This window comes from Pseudoduganella sp. LjRoot289 (genome assembly GCF_964252925.1).
In the GTDB taxonomy this organism is placed as follows: Bacteria; Pseudomonadota; Gammaproteobacteria; order Burkholderiales; family Burkholderiaceae_D; genus Rugamonas.
Genome location: NZ_CAXUPN020000001.1, coordinates 102,031 through 119,589 on the forward strand (window position 1 = coordinate 102,031; position 17,559 = coordinate 119,589).

The 17,559-nt window shown below is 64.1% G+C and carries 18 protein-coding genes and 2 tRNA genes; 13 read left to right on the top strand and 7 right to left on the bottom strand.

What is annotated here, in order from left to right; genetic code table 11:
• Window positions 1-5: 5 nt before the first annotated feature.
• The gene (locus tag ACSQ8Y_RS00475; RefSeq protein ID WP_436264508.1) at window positions 6-701 is read left to right on the top strand and encodes a nitroreductase; all 696 of its coding nucleotides are present in this window, start codon (window positions 6-8) and stop codon (window positions 699-701) included.
• A 106-nt stretch (window positions 702-807) separates the two neighbouring features.
• A complete protein-coding gene (locus tag ACSQ8Y_RS00480) occupies window positions 808-1,941 on the top strand; it encodes a serine hydrolase (RefSeq protein ID WP_436264509.1) in 1,134 nt (377 codons plus the stop codon).
• Here the strand turns inward: ACSQ8Y_RS00480 and ACSQ8Y_RS00485 are convergent.
• A complete protein-coding gene (locus tag ACSQ8Y_RS00485) occupies window positions 1,923-2,702 on the bottom strand; it encodes an IclR family transcriptional regulator (RefSeq protein WP_436264510.1) in 780 nt (259 codons plus the stop codon). The two genes, ACSQ8Y_RS00480 and ACSQ8Y_RS00485, sit on opposite strands and share 19 nt — an antisense overlap.
• 131 nt (window positions 2,703-2,833) lie before the next feature.
• On the opposite strand from ACSQ8Y_RS00485, the gene ACSQ8Y_RS00490 reads away from it, so the two are divergent.
• The 9 genes from ACSQ8Y_RS00490 to ACSQ8Y_RS00530 all read left to right on the top strand — a co-directional run bounded on the left by ACSQ8Y_RS00490 (window position 2,834) and on the right by ACSQ8Y_RS00530 (window position 11,980).
• On the top strand, window positions 2,834-3,229 hold the full coding sequence (locus ACSQ8Y_RS00490; protein WP_436264511.1) for a diacylglycerol kinase: 396 nt from the start codon (window positions 2,834-2,836) through the stop codon (window positions 3,227-3,229).
• Window positions 3,230-3,343: 114 nt separating this feature from the next.
• A complete protein-coding gene (locus ACSQ8Y_RS00495; RefSeq protein ID WP_436264512.1) occupies window positions 3,344-4,348 on the top strand; it encodes a sulfate ABC transporter substrate-binding protein in 1,005 nt (334 codons plus the stop codon).
• A 112-nt stretch (window positions 4,349-4,460) separates the two neighbouring features.
• A complete protein-coding gene (locus ACSQ8Y_RS00500) occupies window positions 4,461-5,099 on the top strand; it encodes a peroxiredoxin (RefSeq protein ID WP_436264513.1) in 639 nt (212 codons plus the stop codon).
• Between the two features lie 120 nt (window positions 5,100-5,219).
• The gene (locus ACSQ8Y_RS00505; protein ID WP_436264514.1) at window positions 5,220-5,993 is read left to right on the top strand and encodes a sulfite exporter TauE/SafE family protein; all 774 of its coding nucleotides are present in this window, start codon (window positions 5,220-5,222) and stop codon (window positions 5,991-5,993) included.
• Window positions 5,994-6,343: 350 nt separating this feature from the next.
• The gene (gene cysT / locus ACSQ8Y_RS00510; protein WP_436264515.1) at window positions 6,344-7,219 is read left to right on the top strand and encodes a sulfate ABC transporter permease subunit CysT; all 876 of its coding nucleotides are present in this window, start codon (window positions 6,344-6,346) and stop codon (window positions 7,217-7,219) included.
• Window positions 7,219-8,118, top strand: coding sequence for a sulfate ABC transporter permease subunit CysW (gene cysW, locus ACSQ8Y_RS00515; RefSeq protein WP_436264516.1), 900 nt, complete (start codon window positions 7,219-7,221; stop codon window positions 8,116-8,118). The genes cysT and cysW overlap by 1 nt, the downstream gene beginning before the upstream one ends.
• Window positions 8,119-8,132: 14 nt before the next feature.
• Window positions 8,133-9,206, top strand: a complete 1,074-nt coding sequence (locus tag ACSQ8Y_RS00520; RefSeq protein ID WP_436264517.1) for a sulfate/molybdate ABC transporter ATP-binding protein — start codon at window positions 8,133-8,135, stop codon at window positions 9,204-9,206.
• Entirely contained in the window at window positions 9,203-10,135 is a 933-nt protein-coding gene (locus ACSQ8Y_RS00525) for a CysB family HTH-type transcriptional regulator (protein WP_436264518.1), read from the top strand. Before ACSQ8Y_RS00520 ends, ACSQ8Y_RS00525 begins: the two co-directional genes overlap by 4 nt.
• Window positions 10,136-10,276: 141 nt before the next feature.
• On the top strand, window positions 10,277-11,980 hold the full coding sequence (locus tag ACSQ8Y_RS00530; protein ID WP_436264519.1) for a methyl-accepting chemotaxis protein: 1,704 nt from the start codon (window positions 10,277-10,279) through the stop codon (window positions 11,978-11,980).
• 142 nt (window positions 11,981-12,122) lie between these two features.
• Here the strand turns inward: ACSQ8Y_RS00530 and ACSQ8Y_RS00535 are convergent, their stop codons facing one another.
• The 5 genes from ACSQ8Y_RS00535 to ACSQ8Y_RS00555 form a co-directional block, all read right to left on the bottom strand.
• Window positions 12,123-13,169 carry an aldo/keto reductase gene (locus ACSQ8Y_RS00535; RefSeq protein ID WP_436264520.1) on the bottom strand — a complete coding sequence of 349 codons (1,047 nt, stop codon included), beginning with the start codon at window positions 13,167-13,169 and terminating at the stop codon, window positions 12,123-12,125.
• Between the two features lie 24 nt (window positions 13,170-13,193).
• Window positions 13,194-14,234, bottom strand: a complete 1,041-nt coding sequence (locus ACSQ8Y_RS00540; RefSeq protein ID WP_436264521.1) for a quinone-dependent dihydroorotate dehydrogenase — start codon at window positions 14,232-14,234, stop codon at window positions 13,194-13,196.
• A 48-nt stretch (window positions 14,235-14,282) separates the two neighbouring features.
• Window positions 14,283-15,011, bottom strand: a complete 729-nt coding sequence (locus tag ACSQ8Y_RS00545; protein ID WP_436264522.1) for an arginyltransferase — start codon at window positions 15,009-15,011, stop codon at window positions 14,283-14,285.
• Between the two features lie 76 nt (window positions 15,012-15,087).
• Window positions 15,088-15,837, bottom strand: coding sequence for a leucyl/phenylalanyl-tRNA--protein transferase (aat, locus tag ACSQ8Y_RS00550; protein WP_436264523.1), 750 nt, complete (start codon window positions 15,835-15,837; stop codon window positions 15,088-15,090).
• Window positions 15,834-16,409 carry an NUDIX hydrolase gene (locus ACSQ8Y_RS00555; protein WP_436264524.1) on the bottom strand — a complete coding sequence of 192 codons (576 nt, stop codon included), beginning with the start codon at window positions 16,407-16,409 and terminating at the stop codon, window positions 15,834-15,836. The genes aat and ACSQ8Y_RS00555 overlap by 4 nt, the downstream gene beginning before the upstream one ends.
• Window positions 16,410-16,590: 181 nt before the next feature.
• Between ACSQ8Y_RS00555 and ACSQ8Y_RS00560 the strand changes: the two genes are divergently transcribed.
• Together ACSQ8Y_RS00560 and ACSQ8Y_RS00565 are read left to right on the top strand one after the other, a co-directional pair.
• Window positions 16,591-16,667: transfer RNA gene (locus tag ACSQ8Y_RS00560), tRNA-Met, on the top strand.
• A gap of 98 nt (window positions 16,668-16,765) precedes the next feature.
• Window positions 16,766-16,842, top strand: a tRNA-Met gene (locus ACSQ8Y_RS00565).
• Window positions 16,843-17,056: 214 nt separating this feature from the next.
• Here the strand turns inward: ACSQ8Y_RS00565 and ACSQ8Y_RS00570 are convergent.
• Window positions 17,057-17,506 (bottom strand): hypothetical protein, encoded by a 450-nt coding sequence (locus tag ACSQ8Y_RS00570; protein ID WP_436264525.1) that lies wholly within the window; start codon window positions 17,504-17,506, stop codon window positions 17,057-17,059.
• Window positions 17,507-17,559: the final 53 nt, after the last annotated feature.

The window sequence follows — 17,559 nt, forward strand, 5'->3', positions numbered from 1 at the left end:
ACCCCATGATCTCGACTCCCGACCAGCAGGCGGTGGACGCCGCCATCACCTCGCGGCGCTCGATCCGCGCCTTCCTGCCGACGCCGCTTGCGCGCGAGGATGTCGAGCAGCTGCTGCAGGTGGCCGCGCGCGCGCCGTCCGGCACCAACACGCAGCCTTGGAAAGTCTATGTGCTCACCGGCGATACGAAACAGCGCTTGTCCGAGCGCATATTGGCCGCACATAGCGATCCGGAGCAAGCGCGGCTGCACACCGAGGAATACGCCTATTACCCGCGCGAGTGGGTCTCGCCGTATGTGGACCGGCGCCGCAAGGTGGGCTGGGACCTGTACGCGCTGCTGGGCCTGACGCGCGAGAACAAGGCGGGCATGTCGGCCCAGCACGGCCGCAACTACGCCTTCTTCGACGCCCCGGTGGGCTTGATGTTTACCATAGACCGGGTGCTGGAGCAGGGCTCGTGGCTGGATTACGGCATGTTTTTGCAGAACATCATGGTGGCGGCGCGCGGACGCGGACTCGATACCTGCCCGCAAGCTGCCTTCACCCAGTACCACAAGATTATCCGCGAGGTGCTGGAATTGCCGGATAATGAAATGGTCGTGTGCGGCATGTCGCTGGGCTACGCCGACCCCGGCCGGATTGAAAATACTTTGATAACGGAACGTGCGCCGGCTGCGCATTTTGTCAAATTTGTAGAGTGAACAAGCTGTGGTTTTACGGTGCAGTGCGGCGTTGAATTCGCTTGCGCCTGCCCCTCGTTTTGCTACACTGCAACAAGCGTAGTCTCACTGCATTGGGGAAACTGGAATGGTTAAATTTACTTTAGGCGCGATCTTCGCTCTGTTGTGCGTTGCGTTGCCGGCCACCGCAGCCCATGCGGCCGAGGGCGCCCGCAAGCCCACCACGAAGAAAGGCAAGGCCGCGCCGCGCCGCCAGAGCATGGTGCTCAATGCCGCTTACGCCCCGCCGCGCGAGCGCACCCTGCGCCGCGTGATGGTGGTCGACGGCAAGCGCAAGGTGGTCTACCAGCGCGTGACGAATGTGTCCGATGTGCTGTCGCGTCCGACCATGGGCGACCTGGCCGGCTTGAACCTGACGCACGATCCGCTGGCCCTGAGCGCCAACGTCGCCTTCGTGCTGGACCAGGCCAACTCGGAAATCCTGTTCGAGAAGAATGCCGGCGTGGCGCTGCCGATCGCCTCCATCACCAAGATGATGACCGGCCTGGTGGTGGTGGAAGCCAACCAGGACATGGACGAGGTGCTGACCGTCACCGAGGAGGACGTCGACCACGCGAAATTCAGCAGCTCGCGCCTGAAGGTGGGTTCGCAGCTGACGCGCGCCAACATGCTGCACATTGCGCTGATGAGCTCGGAGAACCGCGCCGCGTCCGCGCTGGGCCGCCACTATCCCGGCGGCCTGCCGGCCTTTGTCGAGGCCATGAACGCCAAGGCCCAGCAACTGGGCATGACGGACACGCGCTATGTCGATTCCAGCGGCTTGTCGAAAATGAATGTGGCGAGCGCGCGCGACCTGGCCAAGCTGGCCATGGCGGCCTACCAGCACCCGGTGCTGCGCGAATATTCGACCGACGCCAAAGCCGTGGTCGAAGCGAACGGCCGTCCCATGCATTTCGGCACGACCAACCGCTTGATCGCCACGCCGGGCTGGGAGATCGGCCTGCAGAAGACCGGTTTCATCAATGAAGCGGGCCGCTGCATGCTGATGCAGGCGGTGATCCAGGGCCGTGCCGTGATCATGGTGCTGCTGGACGCCAAGGGTTCGGCCGCGCGCGCCGCCGATGCCGGCCGCATGCGCAAGTGGCTGGAAGCGGTCAGGCCTGCCGCCCTGACGACCGGTGCGCTGGGCGGCACCATAGGCGCCGCCGCGGCAGCCGGCACCGTCAGCGCCGCCGCGCCCGGTTATTCGACCGGCATGTAACCCAGGGTGGCGGAAATCTGGTTGGCGGTGCTGACCAGGTCCTCCAGCCATTCGTCCTGCAGGCGGTCGGCCGGCGCCGAGATCGACAGGCCGGCGATCAGCTTGCCGCTATCGTCCCGTATGCCCGCCGCCATGCAGCGCACGCCCAGTTCCAGTTCCTCATTGTCGCGCGCATAGCCGCGCGCCCGCACCAGGCTCAGCTCGCGTTCCAGCTTGGACAGATCCGTGATCGAATTCTTGTTGTGCCCGGCCAGGCCGGTGCGCGTGGCATAGGCGCGGATCGCTTTCGGCTCGTCCACCGACAGGAACAGCTTGCCGGTCGACGTCAGGTGCAACGGGCCGCGTCCGCCGATGGCGCGCACCACCTGCATGCCCGAGCGTTCCGAGAAGGCGCGGTCGATATAGACGATCTCGTCGCCCTGGCGCACCGACAGGTTGATGGTCTGCTGGGTTTTCTTGTGCAGCGAGCGCATGAAATCGAGCGCCGCTTCGCGCACCGACAAACGGCTCTTCACCACATTGCCCAGTTCCAGCAGGCGCATGCCGAGGCGGTAGGTGCCCGGTTCGATGCGGTCGACAAAGCGCGTCAGCACCATGTCGTTCAGGATGCGGTGCGCGGTGGAGGGGTGCAGGCCGGACACCTTGGACAATTCCTTCAGGCTCACCGGGTCGGGGTATTTGGCAAGGGCGTCGAGCAGGGCAACCATGCGTTCGATCACCTGGATCGTGGTTTTTTGCGCCGGAACGGGTTCGATTTTCATGATGTGGTTGGTGCAGTGCAGTATTCGATCCCTAGTTTATACCATGATGTGAAAAAAATGGGAATTCCGGCGCGCGGTTCCGCTATGAAGGCGGCATAATGGCGCACCGTATCAAATCCTTGGCGCATCCCATGGCACAACCAGAGCAAGAAGTCAGCGAATTCAAAAGCAAAAGCGGCCTGAAACGTATCTTGTCGGCACTGTTCTACTCCATCGACGGGCTCAAGTCCGCCTGGCGCCATGAGCATGCCTTCCGCCAAGAACTGATGCTGTTCGCGGCCGGGGCGGTGGTGGCGATGGCGCTGCCGGTGTCGGCTTTCCAGAAGCTGCTGCTGATCGCGCCGCTGGTGCTGATGCTGATCGTCGAGCTGATCAATTCAGCCATCGAGGCCGTGGTGGACCGCATTTCGCTCGAGCGCCATGCCTTGTCCAAGAACGCCAAGGACTTCGGCAGCGCGGCCGTGCTGCTGGCCGGCCTGCTGGCGGCGCTGACATGGGCGGTGGTGCTGGTCCAGCGGTTCTGGTGACGGGAATCGTCCTTATGCATTCGCGGTATATCAAACTGCTAAATGCTTAGTTCTCATTTATATAGCGTGGGGATAATCTACAACTTCTGAAGTCCAACTATAACGGGGTCTCTGATGTTGTCCAAAAAAATTATCGCCGCTGCCATCTTCGCTGCCACCACCTTCGCGCCGGCCATCGCCGCCGAGTTCAGCCTGCTCAACGTCTCCTACGACCCGACCCGGGAACTGTACGCCGACGTCAACGCCGCCTTCGCCAAGGAATACAAGGCGAAGACCGGCGACACCGTCAAGATCAAGCAATCGCACGGCGGCTCAGGCAAACAGGGCCGCGCCGTCATCGACGGCCTGGAAGCCGACGTGGTGACCTTGGGCCTGGCCTACGACATCGACGCCGTGGCCGAGCGCGCGCTGGTCGCCAAGGACTGGCAGAAACGCCTGCCGAACAACGCCACCCCGTACAGCTCGACCATCGTATTCCTGGTGCGCAAGGGTAACCCCAAGGGCATCAAGGACTGGAACGACCTGGTCAAGCCGGGCGTGGCCGTCATCACGCCGAATCCGAAGACTTCGGGCGGGGCGCGCTGGAACCACCTGGCCGCCTACGGCTACGCGCTGCGCCAGCCCGGCGGCACCGACGCCTCGGCGCGCGACTTCCTGAAAAAACTGTACAAGAACGTGCCGGTGCTCGATTCCGGCGCGCGCGGAGCGACCACCACCTTCGTCGAACGCGGCATCGGCGACGTGCTGGTCGCCTGGGAGAACGAGGCGCTGCTGGCGATCAAGGAACTGGGTCCGAACAAGGTCGAGATCGTGGCGCCGTCGGTGTCCATCCTGGCCGAGCCGCCGGTGGCGGTGGTGGACAAGGTCGTTGACAAGCGCGGCACCCGCAAGGTGGCGGAAGCCTACCTGAGCTTCCTGTACACCGACCAGGCGCAGGAACTGATCGCCAAGAACTACTACCGCCCGACGGTGGAAAAGGAAGCCAAGAAATACGCCGCCCAGTTCCCCAACGTGAAACTGTTCACGCTGGCGCAAGTGGCCGGCGACTGGCACACGGCGCAGAAGACCCACTTCGCCGACGGCGGCGTGTTCGACCAGATCTATCAGCCGGGCAAATAAGGACCGGGACGGGGAATGTGCGCAGCGGCCAGTTGCAAATACTGGCCGAACTGGCGCACAATGAGCAGACCGTCAATGTTTTTTAACCGACCAGACTGCATAGGAGATGTATATGACTTTACGCTTGGGCGACACCGCCCCCGATTTTGAGCAGCAATCCTCGATCGGCCCGATCAAGTTCCACGAATGGGCGGGCAATTCCTGGGTGGTGCTGTTTTCCCATCCGGCCGATTTCACGCCGGTCTGCACCACCGAGCTGGGCCTGACCGCCAAGCTGAAGCCGGAATTCGACAAGCGCAACGTGAAAGCCATCGCCTTGTCGGTGGATCCGGTGGAATCGCACACGGCCTGGATCAAGGACATCGAGGAAACCCAGAAAACCGTGGTCGGCTTCCCCATCATCGCCGACGCGGACAAGAAAGTGGCCAATCTGTACGACATGATCCATCCGGAGCAGTCCGCCACGGCCACCGTGCGCACGCTGTTCGTGATCGACCCGAACAAGAAGATCCGCCTGTCCATCACCTATCCGATGAGCACCGGCCGCAACTTCGACGAAGTGCTGCGCGTAATCGACGCGCTGCAGCTGACCGACGGCTACACCGTGGCCACGCCCGGCAACTGGAAAGACGGCGACGACGTCATCATCCCGCTGACGGTGCAGGACCCGGACGTGCTGAAGCAGAAGTATCCCAAGGGCTTCAAGGCCGAGCGCCCTTATCTGCGCGTGACGCCGCAGCCGAACAAGTAAACCCGCCCGTGTCATTCCCGTTTGCATGGGAATGACGCGGCGCATGCATAAGCAAATAGAATTTCCGTTGTTTGGATTTCCGGCAAGTCTGGTTACCCTTGCGTTTCTTAAGGGGAAACTATGGACTTGTCGTTTATTGCATCGGGTTTTGCGGTCGGCCTGCTGGTCGGCATGACGGGCGTTGGCGGCGGTTCGCTGATGACGCCCATCCTGACCTTGCTGTTCGGCATATCCCCCTCGGTGGCAGTGGGCACCGACCTGGCCTTCGCGGCCGTCACCAAATCCGCCGGTACCTTCACGCACCGCCTGCGCGGCACCGTGCGCTGGGACATCGTGCGCCTGCTGTGCATGGGTGCCATCCCTGCCGCCATCGTGGCCGCCATCGGCCTCAAGCAGTTCGGCGCGCTCGACAAGGAAATCGCCCTGGTCATCCGCTACTCCATCGCCGGCTCGGTATTGCTGACGGTGGTAGCCATCCTGTTCCGCGGCAAGATGCTGGCCTGGATCAACGCCCATCCCGAACGCCAGCTGCAAGGCCGCGCGCTGGACACCGCCACCGTGGTGTGCGGCGCCGTGCTGGGCATACTCGTCACCATTTCTTCCATCGGTGCCGGCGCGGTCGGCGCCACCCTGCTGGTGATGCTGTATCCGCGCCTGTCGCCGGCCGAAGTGGCGGGCACCGACATCGCCTACGCCGTGCCGTTGACGGCCGTGGCGGCCTTCGGCCACTGGTGGCTGGGCTCGGTCAACTGGATGCTGCTGCTGACCTTGCTGATCGGTTCCGTGCCCGGCATCACCATCGGTTCCTGGTTTGCCCGCGCCGTGCCGGAACGCGTGCTGCGCGGCCTGCTCGCTGCCACCTTGACCGGCGTGGCCGTCAAGCTGCTGGCCTAGCTGTCGTCCTCGCGCAAGCGGGGACCCATGCGGCCTATCCCTGCCAGCCGGGCCATCGCTTCCTGCGGGCCGGCGAGCCCTGCGCTGAATGCCAATCACGTACTCAAAATAGCTGCTGGCCTGGCTGTCGTCCTCGCGCAAGCGGCGAAGCATGCAGCGCGTCCCCGGCTGGCGGAGCTTGTATTCCCGCGGGGTCGCCGAACCCTGCGCGGTGGTCCGCCGCTGCGCAACGACCGCTGTACATACTGACAAACTGGCATCTAAGCAAATGACAATTGCGTCGTTTGTTTCATCACTCCTCCATGCGACCATCCGGGCCTAAACTCGGAATTGTAATAAGAGGAGTATTCATGTCTGCAGTAGCCATCCCGGCCGCAGCGCCGGTCCCTTACCAAGCCAGGAGCGCCCCGTTCAGGGTGATGCCCGGCTTCAACCTGTCGCTGGGTTTCACGATCTTCTATCTGGCGCTGATCGTGCTGATTCCCCTGTCGGCCGTGTTCCTGAAAACCTTCACCATGACCTGGGAGCATTTCTGGGCCACGGTCACGTCCGAGCGCGTGATGGCGTCCTACCGCCTCACGTTCGGCGCCTCCCTGATCGGCGCCTTCATCAATGCCGTGTTCGGCTTCATCGTGGCCTGGGTGCTGGTGCGCTACCAGTTCCCCGGCAAGCGCATCGTGGACGCGCTGGTCGACCTGCCGTTCGCGCTGCCGACCGCCGTGGCCGGCATCACGCTGACGGCGCTGTACTCGTCCAACGGCTGGTTCGGCACCTTTCTGGAAGGCACGCTGGGCCTGAAAGTGGCGTTCACGCCGCTGGGCGTGGTGGTGGCGCTGACCTTCATCGGCCTGCCTTTCGTGGTGCGTACCGTGCAGCCCGTGCTGGAGGACGCCGAGCGCGAACTGGAAGAGGCCGCCGCCAGCCTGGGCGCCAGCGCCTTCCAGACGTTCTCGCGTGTGGTCTTCCCCACCGTGCTGCCCTCGCTGATGACCGGCTTCGCGCTGGCCTTCGCGCGCGCCACCGGCGAGTACGGCTCGGTCATCTTCATCGCCGGCAATATGCCTATGGTGTCGGAAATCACGCCGCTGTTCATCATCACCAAGCTGGAGCAGTACGACTACGCGGGCGCCACGGCGATTGCCGTCGTCATGCTGCTGATCTCCTTCGTGCTGCTGCTCAGCATCAATCTGCTGCAAGCCTGGGCCCGCGGAAAGTCGGGGAAATAATGAGCGCTCCTGTTCCTGTCATACCTGCACCGGCGCCGCGCCGTGGCGAACTGGCCTCGGCCCCGAACATCCTGGAACCGCTGTGGGTACGCGGCCTGCTGATCGGCGTCGCGCTGACCTTTTTGACCCTGTTCCTGTTCGTGCCGCTGGTGGCCGTGTTCGCCGAGGCGCTGAAAAAGGGCTGGGATGTCTACGCCGCCGCCATCGTCGAGGACGACGCGATTTCCGCCATCAAGCTGACCTTGACCACGGCCGGCATCGCCGTGCCGCTGAACCTGGTGTTCGGCGTGGCGGCCTCGTGGTGCATCGCCAAGTTCGAGTTCCGCGGCAAAAGCTTCCTGCTGACCCTGATCGACCTGCCGTTCTCGGTGTCGCCGGTGATCTCCGGCCTGATCTACGTGCTGCTGTTCGGCGCCCAGGGCTGGTTCGGTCCGTGGCTGCAAGCGCACGACATCAAGATCCTGTTCGCCGTGCCGGGCATGGTGCTGGCCACCATCTTCGTCACCTTCCCCTTCGTGGCGCGCGAACTGATCCCGCTGATGCAGGCGCAGGGCAGCGAGGAAGAGGAAGCCGCGCTGGTGCTGGGCGCGTCCGGCTGGCAGACCTTTTTCCGCGTGACCTTGCCGAACATCAAATGGGGCCTGCTGTATGGCGTCATCCTGTGCAACGCCCGCGCCATGGGCGAGTTCGGCGCGGTGTCGGTGGTGTCCGGCCACATCCGCGGCGAGACCAACACGGTGCCGCTGCAGGTCGAGATCCTCTACAACGAATACAACTTCGCGGCCGCCTTCGCCGTGGCCTCGCTGCTGGCACTGCTGGCGCTGGTCACCCTGGCCCTGAAATCCTTTATTGCCTGGCGTCTGCATGAAGACTATGCCGGCCTGAACAACGAACATTAAGCGGAGCCCCAGCCATGACGATCGCAGTCAACAACATCAACAAGCGTTTCGGCGACTTCACCGCCCTGAACAATGTCTCGCTGGATTTCCCGACCGGCGAACTGACCGCGCTGCTGGGCCCGTCGGGCTGCGGCAAGACCACGCTGCTGCGCTGCATCGCCGGCCTGGAGCATCCGGACTCCGGCCAGGTGCTGCTGGACGGCAAGGACGCCTCCGACCGCCATGTGCGCGAGCGCCAGGTGGGCTTCGTGTTCCAGCACTACGCGCTGTTCAAGCACATGACGGTGTTCGAGAACGTGGCTTTCGGCCTGCGCGTCAAGTCGCGCGCCGAGCGCCCTTCGGAAGCGCAGATCAAGCAGAAGGTCATGGACCTGCTGGGCCTGGTACAGCTGGACTGGCTGGCCGACCGCTACCCGCCGCAGCTGTCCGGCGGCCAACGCCAGCGTATCGCCCTGGCGCGCGCGCTGGCCGTCGAGCCGCGCGTGCTGCTGCTCGACGAGCCCTTCGGCGCGCTGGATGCGAAGGTGCGCAAGGAGCTGCGCCGCTGGCTGCGCCGCCTGCACGACGAACTGCATGTGACCAGCATCTTCGTCACGCACGACCAGGAGGAGGCGCTGGAGGTGGCCGACCAGGTGGTGCTGATGAACAAGGGCAACGTCGAGCAGATCGGCGCGCCGGACCAGGTCTACAACCATCCCGCGTCGCCCTTTGTGTACGGCTTCCTGGGCAATGTGAACATGTTCCACGGCCGCGTGCACGAGGGCGTGATCACCACCGGCGGCGTGGCGCTGGACCTGCCGTCGCACGGCGAAACGCAGGACAGCCAGGGCATCGCCTATGTGCGTCCGCACGACTTGGAGATCGACCGCTACACGCCGGGCGCCGAGGGCATCGTCGTCAAGCTGCGCCGCGCGCACGCCATCGGCCCGCTGGCCCAGCTGGACCTGGAGCGCGCCGACAACGCCGAGATGATCGAGGCGGTGATCCCGAACGAGCGTTTCGCCGGCCTCGGATTGAAAGAGGGCGAGACCCTGGTGGTGCGTCCCAAGCGCCTGCATGTGTTTGTCGATGAAGGAACAGCAATATGAATTTCCAGCAACTGCGTTCGATCCGCGAAGCGGCCCGCCGCAACTACAACCTGACCGAAGTGGCGAACGCGCTGTTCACCTCGCAGCCCGGCGTGAGCCGCCAGATCCGCGAACTGGAGGACGAACTGGGCGTGGTCATCTTCGAGCGCAACGGCAAGCGCCTGACCGGCTTGACCGATCCCGGCAAAGGCATCCTGAAGATCATCGACCGCCTGCTGGTGGAGGCCGAGAACCTGCAGCAGGCCAGCCTGGAGTACACCGGCCAGAACAGCGGCACCCTGACCATCGCCGCCACCCACACGCAGGCACGCTATGCGCTGCCGAAAGTGGTGCAGAGCTTCCGCGCGGCCTTCCCGGACGTGCGCATCGCCCTGCAGCAAAGCTCGCCCGAGCACATCGCCGAGTGGGTCTTGTCGGGCAAGGCGGACGTGGGCATCGCCACCGAGGGCCTGAGCCAGTTCCCCGACCTGGTGTCCTTCCCGTGCTACCGCTGGAGCCACTTGATCGTGGTGCCGGACGGCCATGCGCTGCTGGCGCGCCCCAACATCCGCCTGGAAGACCTGGCTGAATTCCCGCTGATCACCTACGACGTCGGCTTCACCGGCCGCGGACACCTGGACGACGCCTTCGCCAAGGCCGGCGTCAAGCCGGACATCGTGCTCACGGCGATGGATTCCGACGTCATCAAGCAATACGTGTCGCTGGGCCTGGGCGTGGGCATCGTCGCCTCGATGGCCTTCGACCATGGCCGCGACAAGGGCTTGCGCGCGGTCGAGGCCTCCCACCTGTTCGCCGCCAACACCACCCGCCTGGCGGTGCGGCGCGGGGCATATCTGCGCACCTTTGCGCAGGAGTTCATCCTGCAGTTCGCGCCCGAACTGAGCCGCGCCGACATCGAAACCGTGCTGGCCGGGGCGGAGGCGGCTTAGCTTTTGCCAGTGACTGTTGCGGCGGCATAACAGCTTTGTTTTTTTCCTCTATTCATTGTTTTTTAGACATATACTGAAACCAGTTGTTTGATCGCATCACCCCTCTTTTTTGAAACATGGTTTTAACTCAGGGAGTGCAAGATGGGTATCGGTAACTGGAAAATAGGGACGCGGCTGGCCGCCGGGCTGGGCATTTCGCTGGTCTTCATGATAGGCATGTCGATGATCGGGATCGGCAATCTCGGCAAGCTGAACGACGGAACCGACGACCTGGCCGCCGACAAGGTGCCCAAGGTGATCGAGGCCTACGAGGCGGTGGGCGGCGTCAACGACATCGCGCGCGCGATGCGCAATGCCATGCTGTCCGCGGACCCGGCCACGGTGCAGAAGGAGCTCAAGCGGGTCGACGACAAGAAGCTGGAAATCGCTGCCCACCTCGGCAAGTTGGGCAAGCTGATCGACGACGACGTGGATGCGGAAAGCAAGGCCAAGCTGAAAGCCGTGCTCGATGCGCGCGGGCGCTACGACGTGGTGCAGACGGCCTTTGTCGCCAAGTCCGCCGACGAGGCCAAGCGCGACGAGAACGTGGTCTACCTGTTGACCACGGTGCGCAAGGAACAAACTGCTTACCTGACCGCGCTGACCGACCTGGTCAAATACCAAACCGACGCTGTCTCCAAGGCCACCACGGACGCCCATGAGGCTTACCGTAGCGCGCGCCTGATGATGATTGCGCTGACCGTGATCGCCACAGCGCTGGCGGCGCTGGTGGTGTACTGGATCACGCTGAGCATCACCCATCCGCTGAGCCGGGCGGTCGGCATGGCGGAAGCGGTGGCCAGCGGCGACCTGACGCAGCGTATCGAATGCCACACCAGGGACGAGACCGGCCAGTTGCTGCGGGCGCTGGGCAATATGAACGAGAGCCTGGCGCGCACCGTGGGCCGGGTGCGCGCGGGCACCGACACCATCACCAGCGCGTCGAACGAAATCGCGAGCGGCAATATGGACTTGTCCAGCCGCACCGAGCAGCAGGCCTCCAGCCTGGAGGAGACCGCCTCGTCGATGGAAGAGCTGACGTCGACCGTGACGCAGAATGCCGATAATGCGCGCCAGGCCACGTCGCTGGTGGTGTCGGCTTCCGAGTTCGCCACCGAGGGCGGCCGGGTGGTGGGCGAAGTGGTGGTGACGATGGGCGCCATCAAGGCCAGCTCGAACAAGATCGTCGACATCATCGGCGTGATCGACGGCATCGCCTTCCAGACCAATATCCTGGCCTTGAACGCGGCGGTGGAAGCGGCGCGGGCGGGTGAGCAGGGCCGGGGTTTTGCGGTGGTCGCATCCGAGGTGCGCAACCTGGCGCAGCGTTCGGCGGCGGCCGCCAGGGAGATCAAGGCGCTGATCGGGCAGTCGGTGGAAACCGTGGACGCCGGCGCGCGGCTGGTGGACGAGGCCGGCGCGACGATGGAGGGCATCGTGACGGCGGTGCGGCAGGTGGCGGACATCATGAGCGAGATCAGCGCGGCCAGCCAGGAGCAGAGTTCGGGTATCGCGCAGGTGAACCAGGCCATCGTGCAGATCGACGACGCCACGCAGCAGAACGCCGCGCTGGTGGAGGAGGCGGCTGCGGCGGCGCAGTCGATGCGGGACCAGGCCGAGTTGCTGGCCGAGGCGGTCAGCGTGTTCAGGCTGGCGGAGCAGCATCAGCAGGCGGCGGTGCCGCGTGTCGCGGCCGCGGCCAAGGCGCCGGCTGCGGCCGGCAAGCATGTGCTCAAAGCCAGGGCCGCGCCGGCGCCGGCCAAGCGCATCGCCAGCACCGGCGACGACGGCTGGGAAGCGTTTTAAGTTATCTTGTCATTCCCGCGCAGGCGGGAATCCATGCATGCGTTGGATGCTCAGCACGGCACGGGCTTGCATGCGGCCTAAGGATTCCCGTCCCCGCGGCGGAACGCCGATGCGGAATGATAAGGAGCCGGGGCGCGGATTGTTACTGGCCGGGATTCGGCAGGCTGGCATGGATGGCGTCGATTTGCGCCACCACGTCCGGTGCCAGCACCGTGCCCAGCGCGTCGATGTTTTCCTTCAGCTGCGCCAGGGTGGTCGCGCCAATGATGGTCGAGCCGACAAACCAGCGCGTATAGCACCAGGCCAGCGCCATCTGCGCCGGCGTCATGCCGTGCGCGCGCGCCAGGGCGGCATATTGCGCCGCCGCGGCCAGCACGCCGGGCCGCATGTAGCGCGGGCTCCAGTTGGCCGGGAAGATCGTCATCCGGCCGTGCGCCTTCGGATTGTCCAGGTACTTCGCCGTCAGTTGCCCGAACGCCAGCGGGCTATACGCGAGCAGGCTGACTTGCTCGCGAAAGCAGGTCTCGTCCAGCAAGCTGGTCTCGAAGTGGCGCGCTGTCAGGTTGTACAGGTTCTGGATGGTGGCGATACGCGGCAGCCCTTTCAGCTCGGCCTGCTTGATGAACTCGCTCACGCCCCAGCAGGACTCGTTCGACACGCCGATGTGGCGGATCTTGCCTTCCTGTTGCAACTGTCCCAGCACGGCCAGCGTGTCTTCGATCGCCACGCACGCGCGCTCCTTGCCCGGATCGAACGCGGAGGCGCCGAAAATCGGTACGTTGCGGCTCGGCCAATGCAGTTGGTATAAATCGATATAGTCCGTTTGCAAACGCTGCAAACTGGTCTCGACGGCGGCGCGGATGTTGGCCGCGTCCAGCTTGTTGCGCCCGCCGCGTACCCAGTGCAGATTCGGGTTGGGCCCGGCCACCTTGGTCGCCAGTACCACCCCGGCGCGCTTGCCGCTCCGCTTCAGCCAGCTGCCGATGAAGCGCTCGGTCGCGCCTTGCGTTTCAGCGCGCGGCATCACCGGATACATCTCCGCCGTGTCGATGAAGCTGATGCCGCGCTCAAGCGCGTAGTCGAGCTGGCTGTGCGCGTCCGCTTCGGTGTTCTGCTCGCCGAAAGTCATCGTGCCGAGGCAGACCTTGCTGACCTTGACGCCGGTCGCGCCCAGGGTGGTGTATTCCATGCGTGCCCCCTGCTTGTGGCCGGATCAGCGGCGGACCGCGTCGGCGCAGTCGCGCACCAGGGCGGGGCCGGCGTAGATCAGGCCGCTGTACAGCTGCACCAGCTGCGCGCCGGCGTCCATTTTCACCTTGGCGTCCGCGCCGCGCATGATGCCGCCCACGCCGATGATGGGCAGCGCGTCGCCCAGCTCGGCCTTGAGCAGGCGGATCACCTGGTTCGACAGCTCGAACACCGGCGCGCCCGACAGGCCGCCCGCTTCGGCGCCGTGCTGCATGCCCTCCACGGCGCTGCGGCTGAGCGTCGTGTTGGTGGCGATCACGCCGTCCATCTTGTGGCGCAGCAGCGCGTCGGCGATGTTCTTGACCTGGTCGCCGTCCATGTCGGGCGCGATCTTCAGCGTCAGCGGCACGTAACGCTTGTGCTGGTCGGCCAGGCGCAGCTGGGCTTCTTTCAACAGGCCCAGCAGGCCGTCCAGTTCGGAGCCGCCCTGCAGCTGGCGCAGGTTCTTGGTGTTGGGCGAGGAAATGTTGACCGTCACGTAGCTGGCGTAGGGGTAGACTTTTTCCAGGCAGTGCAGGTAGTCGTCGGCGGCGCGCTCGATCGGCGTATCGGCGTTCTTGCCGATGTTCAGGCCCAGCACGCCTTCCTTGTTCTGGTAGAAGCGCGAAGACTGCACATTGGCCACGAAGGCGTCCACGCCGCCGTTGTTGAAGCCCATGCGGTTGATGATGCCGTGCGCGGCCGGCAGGCGGAACATGCGCGGCTTGGGATTGCCGGCCTGCGCGCGCGGCGTGACGGTGCCCACTTCGATGGAACCGAAGCCGAGGTCGGCCAGCGCGTCGATAAAGGCGCCGTCCTTGTCCAGGCCTGCGGCCAGCCCGACCGGATTCTTGAACAGGATGCCCATCACGGTGCGCGGATCCGGCTTGGGCGCGCGCACGACGGCGCGCAGCAGGCCCAGCCTGGAGGCTTTTTTCAGCGCCGGCAGCGTGAAGTGGTGGGCTTGTTCCGCGTCCATCGAGAACAGCATGGGACGGGCGAGGGAGTACAGGAATTTGTCTGACATGGAGGGCATCTTTATGAAAGTTGCCGTATTTTACCGTGCCGTGACACTCTACCGTGCCATGACGCTCCACTGGCCCTTGATGCGCGCTTCCAGCGGCTGGAAATTGATCTTGTAGGACATCTTTGGGCTGTCCGAGATCCAGTAGCCGAGGTAGACGAAGGGCAGGCCCAGCTCCTGCGCCTGGGTGATCTGCCACACGATGTTGTAGGTGCCGTAGGAGGCGCCTTCCACGTCCGGGTCGAAGAAGGTGTAGACCGAGGACAGGCCGTCGGACAGCACGTCGATGATGCTGACCATGCGCAGCTTGCCGTCCGGTTCGCGGAACTCGACCAGGCGGGTGTTGACGCGGCTTTGCAGCAGGAACTGCGCGTACTGGTCGCGGCTGTCCTGGTCCATGCCGCCGCCGGCGTGGCGCGTGCTCTGGTAGCGCAGGTAGAGGTCGTAGTGCTCGTCGGAGAAGGACAGCGTGGCCACGCCCGCCGACAGATTGCCGTGCCGGCTCCAGGCGCGGCGCTGGCCGCGCGTGGGCACGTAGTCGGCGGCCACCACGCGCACCGGGATGCAGGCCTGGCAGCCGTCGCAATAGGGGCGGTAGGTGAAGATGCCGCTGCGGCGGAAACCGTTGCGGACCAGCTCCGAGTACACGTCGGCGTTGATCAGGTGCGAAGGGGTGGCGACTTGCGAGCGCGCTTGGCGCTCGTCCAGGTAGCTGCAAGGATACGGCGCTGTGGTGTAGAACTGCAGCGTCGCGAATGGCAGGTCGTTCAGGTGCGTCATGCGCGTCCCGTTAGTGCTAGGGCAAAAGAGGTGTCCGTCCGCATATCATAGCGCAGAATTCGCCGAACTCTGCACCCTAATCCATATCGTGCATGCTGGACGGGTAGGGCGGCAACGGCGTCCAGTCGGCGATGGGCGGCAGGGCGATGTTTTCGCGCAAATGCAGCAGGAAGCGCTCGCGCGGAATCGGCGCCGCGCCCAGCGAGGCCAGGTGACCGGTCTCCTGCTGGCAGTCGATCATGGCCACGCCGTTGCGTTTCAAGAAGTGCACCAGGTAGGCCAGCGCGATCTTGGAACCGTCCGTCACGCGCGCGAACATCGATTCGCCATAGAACATGCGGCCTATGCAGACGCCGTAGGCGCCGCCCACCAGTTCGCCGTCCAGCCACAGTTCGGACGAGTGCGCGTAGCCCAGTTTGTGCAGTCCGCTGTAGCCGGCGATGATGTCGTCCGAGATCCACGTGCCGGGGCCGTCCCGGCGCGGCTCGGCGCAGGCCCGCATCACGTCCTCGAAGGCGGAGTCGAAGCGCACCTGCCAGCGGCCGCTGCCGTTTGCTTCGGCTGCGCTGCGCTGCACCTTCTTGACGGTTTTTTTCAGGCTGTCGGAGACGCGGAAGCGCTCCGTCATCAGCACCATGCGCGGGTCGGTGCTCCACCAGAGTATGGGCTGGCCTTCGGAGAACCACGGAAAGATGCCGCGCTGGTAGGCCGCCAGCAGGCGCGCGGGCGACAGGTCGGCGCCGGCGGCCAGCAGGCCGGGGGCGTCGGTGGTCAGCGCCTCGGAGACGTCGGGGAAAGGAGTGTGGGCATCGAGCCAGGGGATCATACGTCGCTGCGCATGGGTTTCGTGATGTCCTGGGTGTGGAAACCGTAGCCGCCGCCGCTGGCGCGCATGCGGGCGCGGTCGGCGAAGAACAGTTCCAGCGTGTTGCGGATGGTGGGGAAGGCCAGGTCTTCCCACGGGATCTGCTCTTCCGTGAACATTTGCACGTCCAGGCTTTCCTCGCCGGGCGCGAAGTCGAGGTCGCGCAGCGTGGCCAGGTAGAACATGTGCACCTGGTGCACGCGCGCCACGTTCATCAGCGAGAACAGCGGGCCCAGTTCGATATTGGCGCCGGCTTCCTCGACGGTTTCGCGCAGCGCCGCCTCGGCGGTGGTCTCGTTGTTTTCCATGAAGCCGGCGGGCAGGGTCCAGTAGCCGTAGCGCGGTTCGATGGCGCGCTTGCACAGCAGCACCTGCAACTGGCCGTCACGCTCCCAGACCGGAATGGAGCCGAGCACCATTTTCGGGTTCTGGTAGTGGATGGCGGTGCATTGGGTGCAAACGTAGCGCGGACGGTTGTCGCCGGCGGGGATGGTCAGCTCGACGGGCTGGGCGCATTCGGAACAGAATTTCATGGGGTACGGGTTTAGTCAGCGGTTCAGGTGGTGTGCTTACTTTACACCGATTGCGGGCTGTACGCGTAGCGCAAGCGCACGCTATGCAGCGGTGCCGGTGGATAAATCGGCTCTATCATCGGTGATTTGGGGATTGATATTGCCTAAAGCCTCCAAGTCGCCTATAATACGGTCATACAGACGCGGGGTGGAGCAGTCTGGCAGCTCGTCGGGCTCATAACCCGAAGGTCACAGGTTCAAATCCTGTCCCCGCAACCAGATACGTGAAAAAAGCCAATCTTTCGAGGTTGGCTTTTTTCTTTTGGAATTCATTTCTAGGCAGAACGCCTGCCAGCGTATATAATGCTGGCCTCAGACGCGGGGTGGAGCAGTCTGGCAGCTCGTCGGGCTCATAACCCGAAGGTCACAGGTTCAAATCCTGTCCCCGCAACCAGATATAGAAAGCCGTTGATCTCGCGAGAGCTCAGCGGCTTTTGCGTTGTGGGCGTCTATTTCTTCAAGAATATGATGGCGTACAACATAAAGAGATTAAATAGTGTTCCGCCTATGATCATGAAGGCACCGAGCCGTACTGTGAGTTTGCGGCGGTTTTCCGGGCTCTCCAGGTAGTCTGCGAACCATTTCACAGTATTCTCCTCAATCATGCGCTAACCCAATAAGTAGTGGGTGGCGGAGTAGCTGCTGGCCGTTAGCGCGGAAATGACGATTGATATTAGCACCAGCGGAGAAAGCACGCTCTCGCTGCCATCGCGGGCCAAGTTGGTCGTCGCGTCTGTTGTGCTGACGGTGACCAATACGGACGACGCCACGATGAACAGGACATGCCAGCCTATGGATAGCCAAGCCAGCGCTGCATTCAGCGCATCTGCCCCGGCGGTTTGCCGTGCAAATGACCCTGCCGCTTCATAGCATGCTGCTGCGCACATCGCGATCACCGGCCAATATAGCTGGCCGTCCTGGACTGCCCATTTGATCAGCATCCTGACCTTCCCTCTGTGCTGTCTGCCAGCCCCCAACAGCGGTAGCAAGGCGAGCGGGGCGAGCAGGGGAACGCCAACGTTCAGCAGGAACCACCCCAGGAATTTGAGCCATGCCATGATCGCGCCATGTCGGTTGCGTCAATCGAGCTTAACCGTGGGCGGGACTGGGC

Excerpts from the sequence above, each read along its gene's own strand:
- ACSQ8Y_RS00490 (WP_436264511.1), top strand. The coding sequence starts at position 2,834 with ATGGCACAACCAGAGCAAGAAGTCAGCGAATTCAAAAGCAAAAGCGGC.
- ACSQ8Y_RS00570 (WP_436264525.1), bottom strand. The coding sequence starts at position 17,506 with ATGGCATGGCTCAAATTCCTGGGGTGGTTCCTGCTGAACGTTGGCGTT.
- ACSQ8Y_RS00555 (WP_436264524.1), bottom strand. The coding sequence starts at position 16,409 with ATGAAATTCTGTTCCGAATGCGCCCAGCCCGTCGAGCTGACCATCCCC.
- ACSQ8Y_RS00525 (WP_436264518.1), top strand. The coding sequence starts at position 9,203 with ATGAATTTCCAGCAACTGCGTTCGATCCGCGAAGCGGCCCGCCGCAAC.
- ACSQ8Y_RS00495 (WP_436264512.1), top strand. The coding sequence starts at position 3,344 with ATGTTGTCCAAAAAAATTATCGCCGCTGCCATCTTCGCTGCCACCACC.
- ACSQ8Y_RS00505 (WP_436264514.1), top strand. The coding sequence starts at position 5,220 with ATGGACTTGTCGTTTATTGCATCGGGTTTTGCGGTCGGCCTGCTGGTC.
- cysW (WP_436264516.1), top strand. The coding sequence starts at position 7,219 with ATGAGCGCTCCTGTTCCTGTCATACCTGCACCGGCGCCGCGCCGTGGC.
- ACSQ8Y_RS00520 (WP_436264517.1), top strand. The coding sequence starts at position 8,133 with ATGACGATCGCAGTCAACAACATCAACAAGCGTTTCGGCGACTTCACC.
- ACSQ8Y_RS00530 (WP_436264519.1), top strand. The coding sequence starts at position 10,277 with ATGGGTATCGGTAACTGGAAAATAGGGACGCGGCTGGCCGCCGGGCTG.
- ACSQ8Y_RS00485 (WP_436264510.1), bottom strand. The coding sequence starts at position 2,702 with ATGAAAATCGAACCCGTTCCGGCGCAAAAAACCACGATCCAGGTGATC.
- ACSQ8Y_RS00540 (WP_436264521.1), bottom strand. The coding sequence starts at position 14,234 with ATGTCAGACAAATTCCTGTACTCCCTCGCCCGTCCCATGCTGTTCTCG.
- ACSQ8Y_RS00535 (WP_436264520.1), bottom strand. The coding sequence starts at position 13,169 with ATGGAATACACCACCCTGGGCGCGACCGGCGTCAAGGTCAGCAAGGTC.
- aat (WP_436264523.1), bottom strand. The coding sequence starts at position 15,837 with ATGATCCCCTGGCTCGATGCCCACACTCCTTTCCCCGACGTCTCCGAG.
- ACSQ8Y_RS00545 (WP_436264522.1), bottom strand. The coding sequence starts at position 15,011 with ATGACGCACCTGAACGACCTGCCATTCGCGACGCTGCAGTTCTACACC.
- ACSQ8Y_RS00480 (WP_436264509.1), top strand. The coding sequence starts at position 808 with ATGGTTAAATTTACTTTAGGCGCGATCTTCGCTCTGTTGTGCGTTGCG.
- ACSQ8Y_RS00500 (WP_436264513.1), top strand. The coding sequence starts at position 4,461 with ATGACTTTACGCTTGGGCGACACCGCCCCCGATTTTGAGCAGCAATCC.
- cysT (WP_436264515.1), top strand. The coding sequence starts at position 6,344 with ATGTCTGCAGTAGCCATCCCGGCCGCAGCGCCGGTCCCTTACCAAGCC.
- ACSQ8Y_RS00475 (WP_436264508.1), top strand. The coding sequence starts at position 6 with ATGATCTCGACTCCCGACCAGCAGGCGGTGGACGCCGCCATCACCTCG.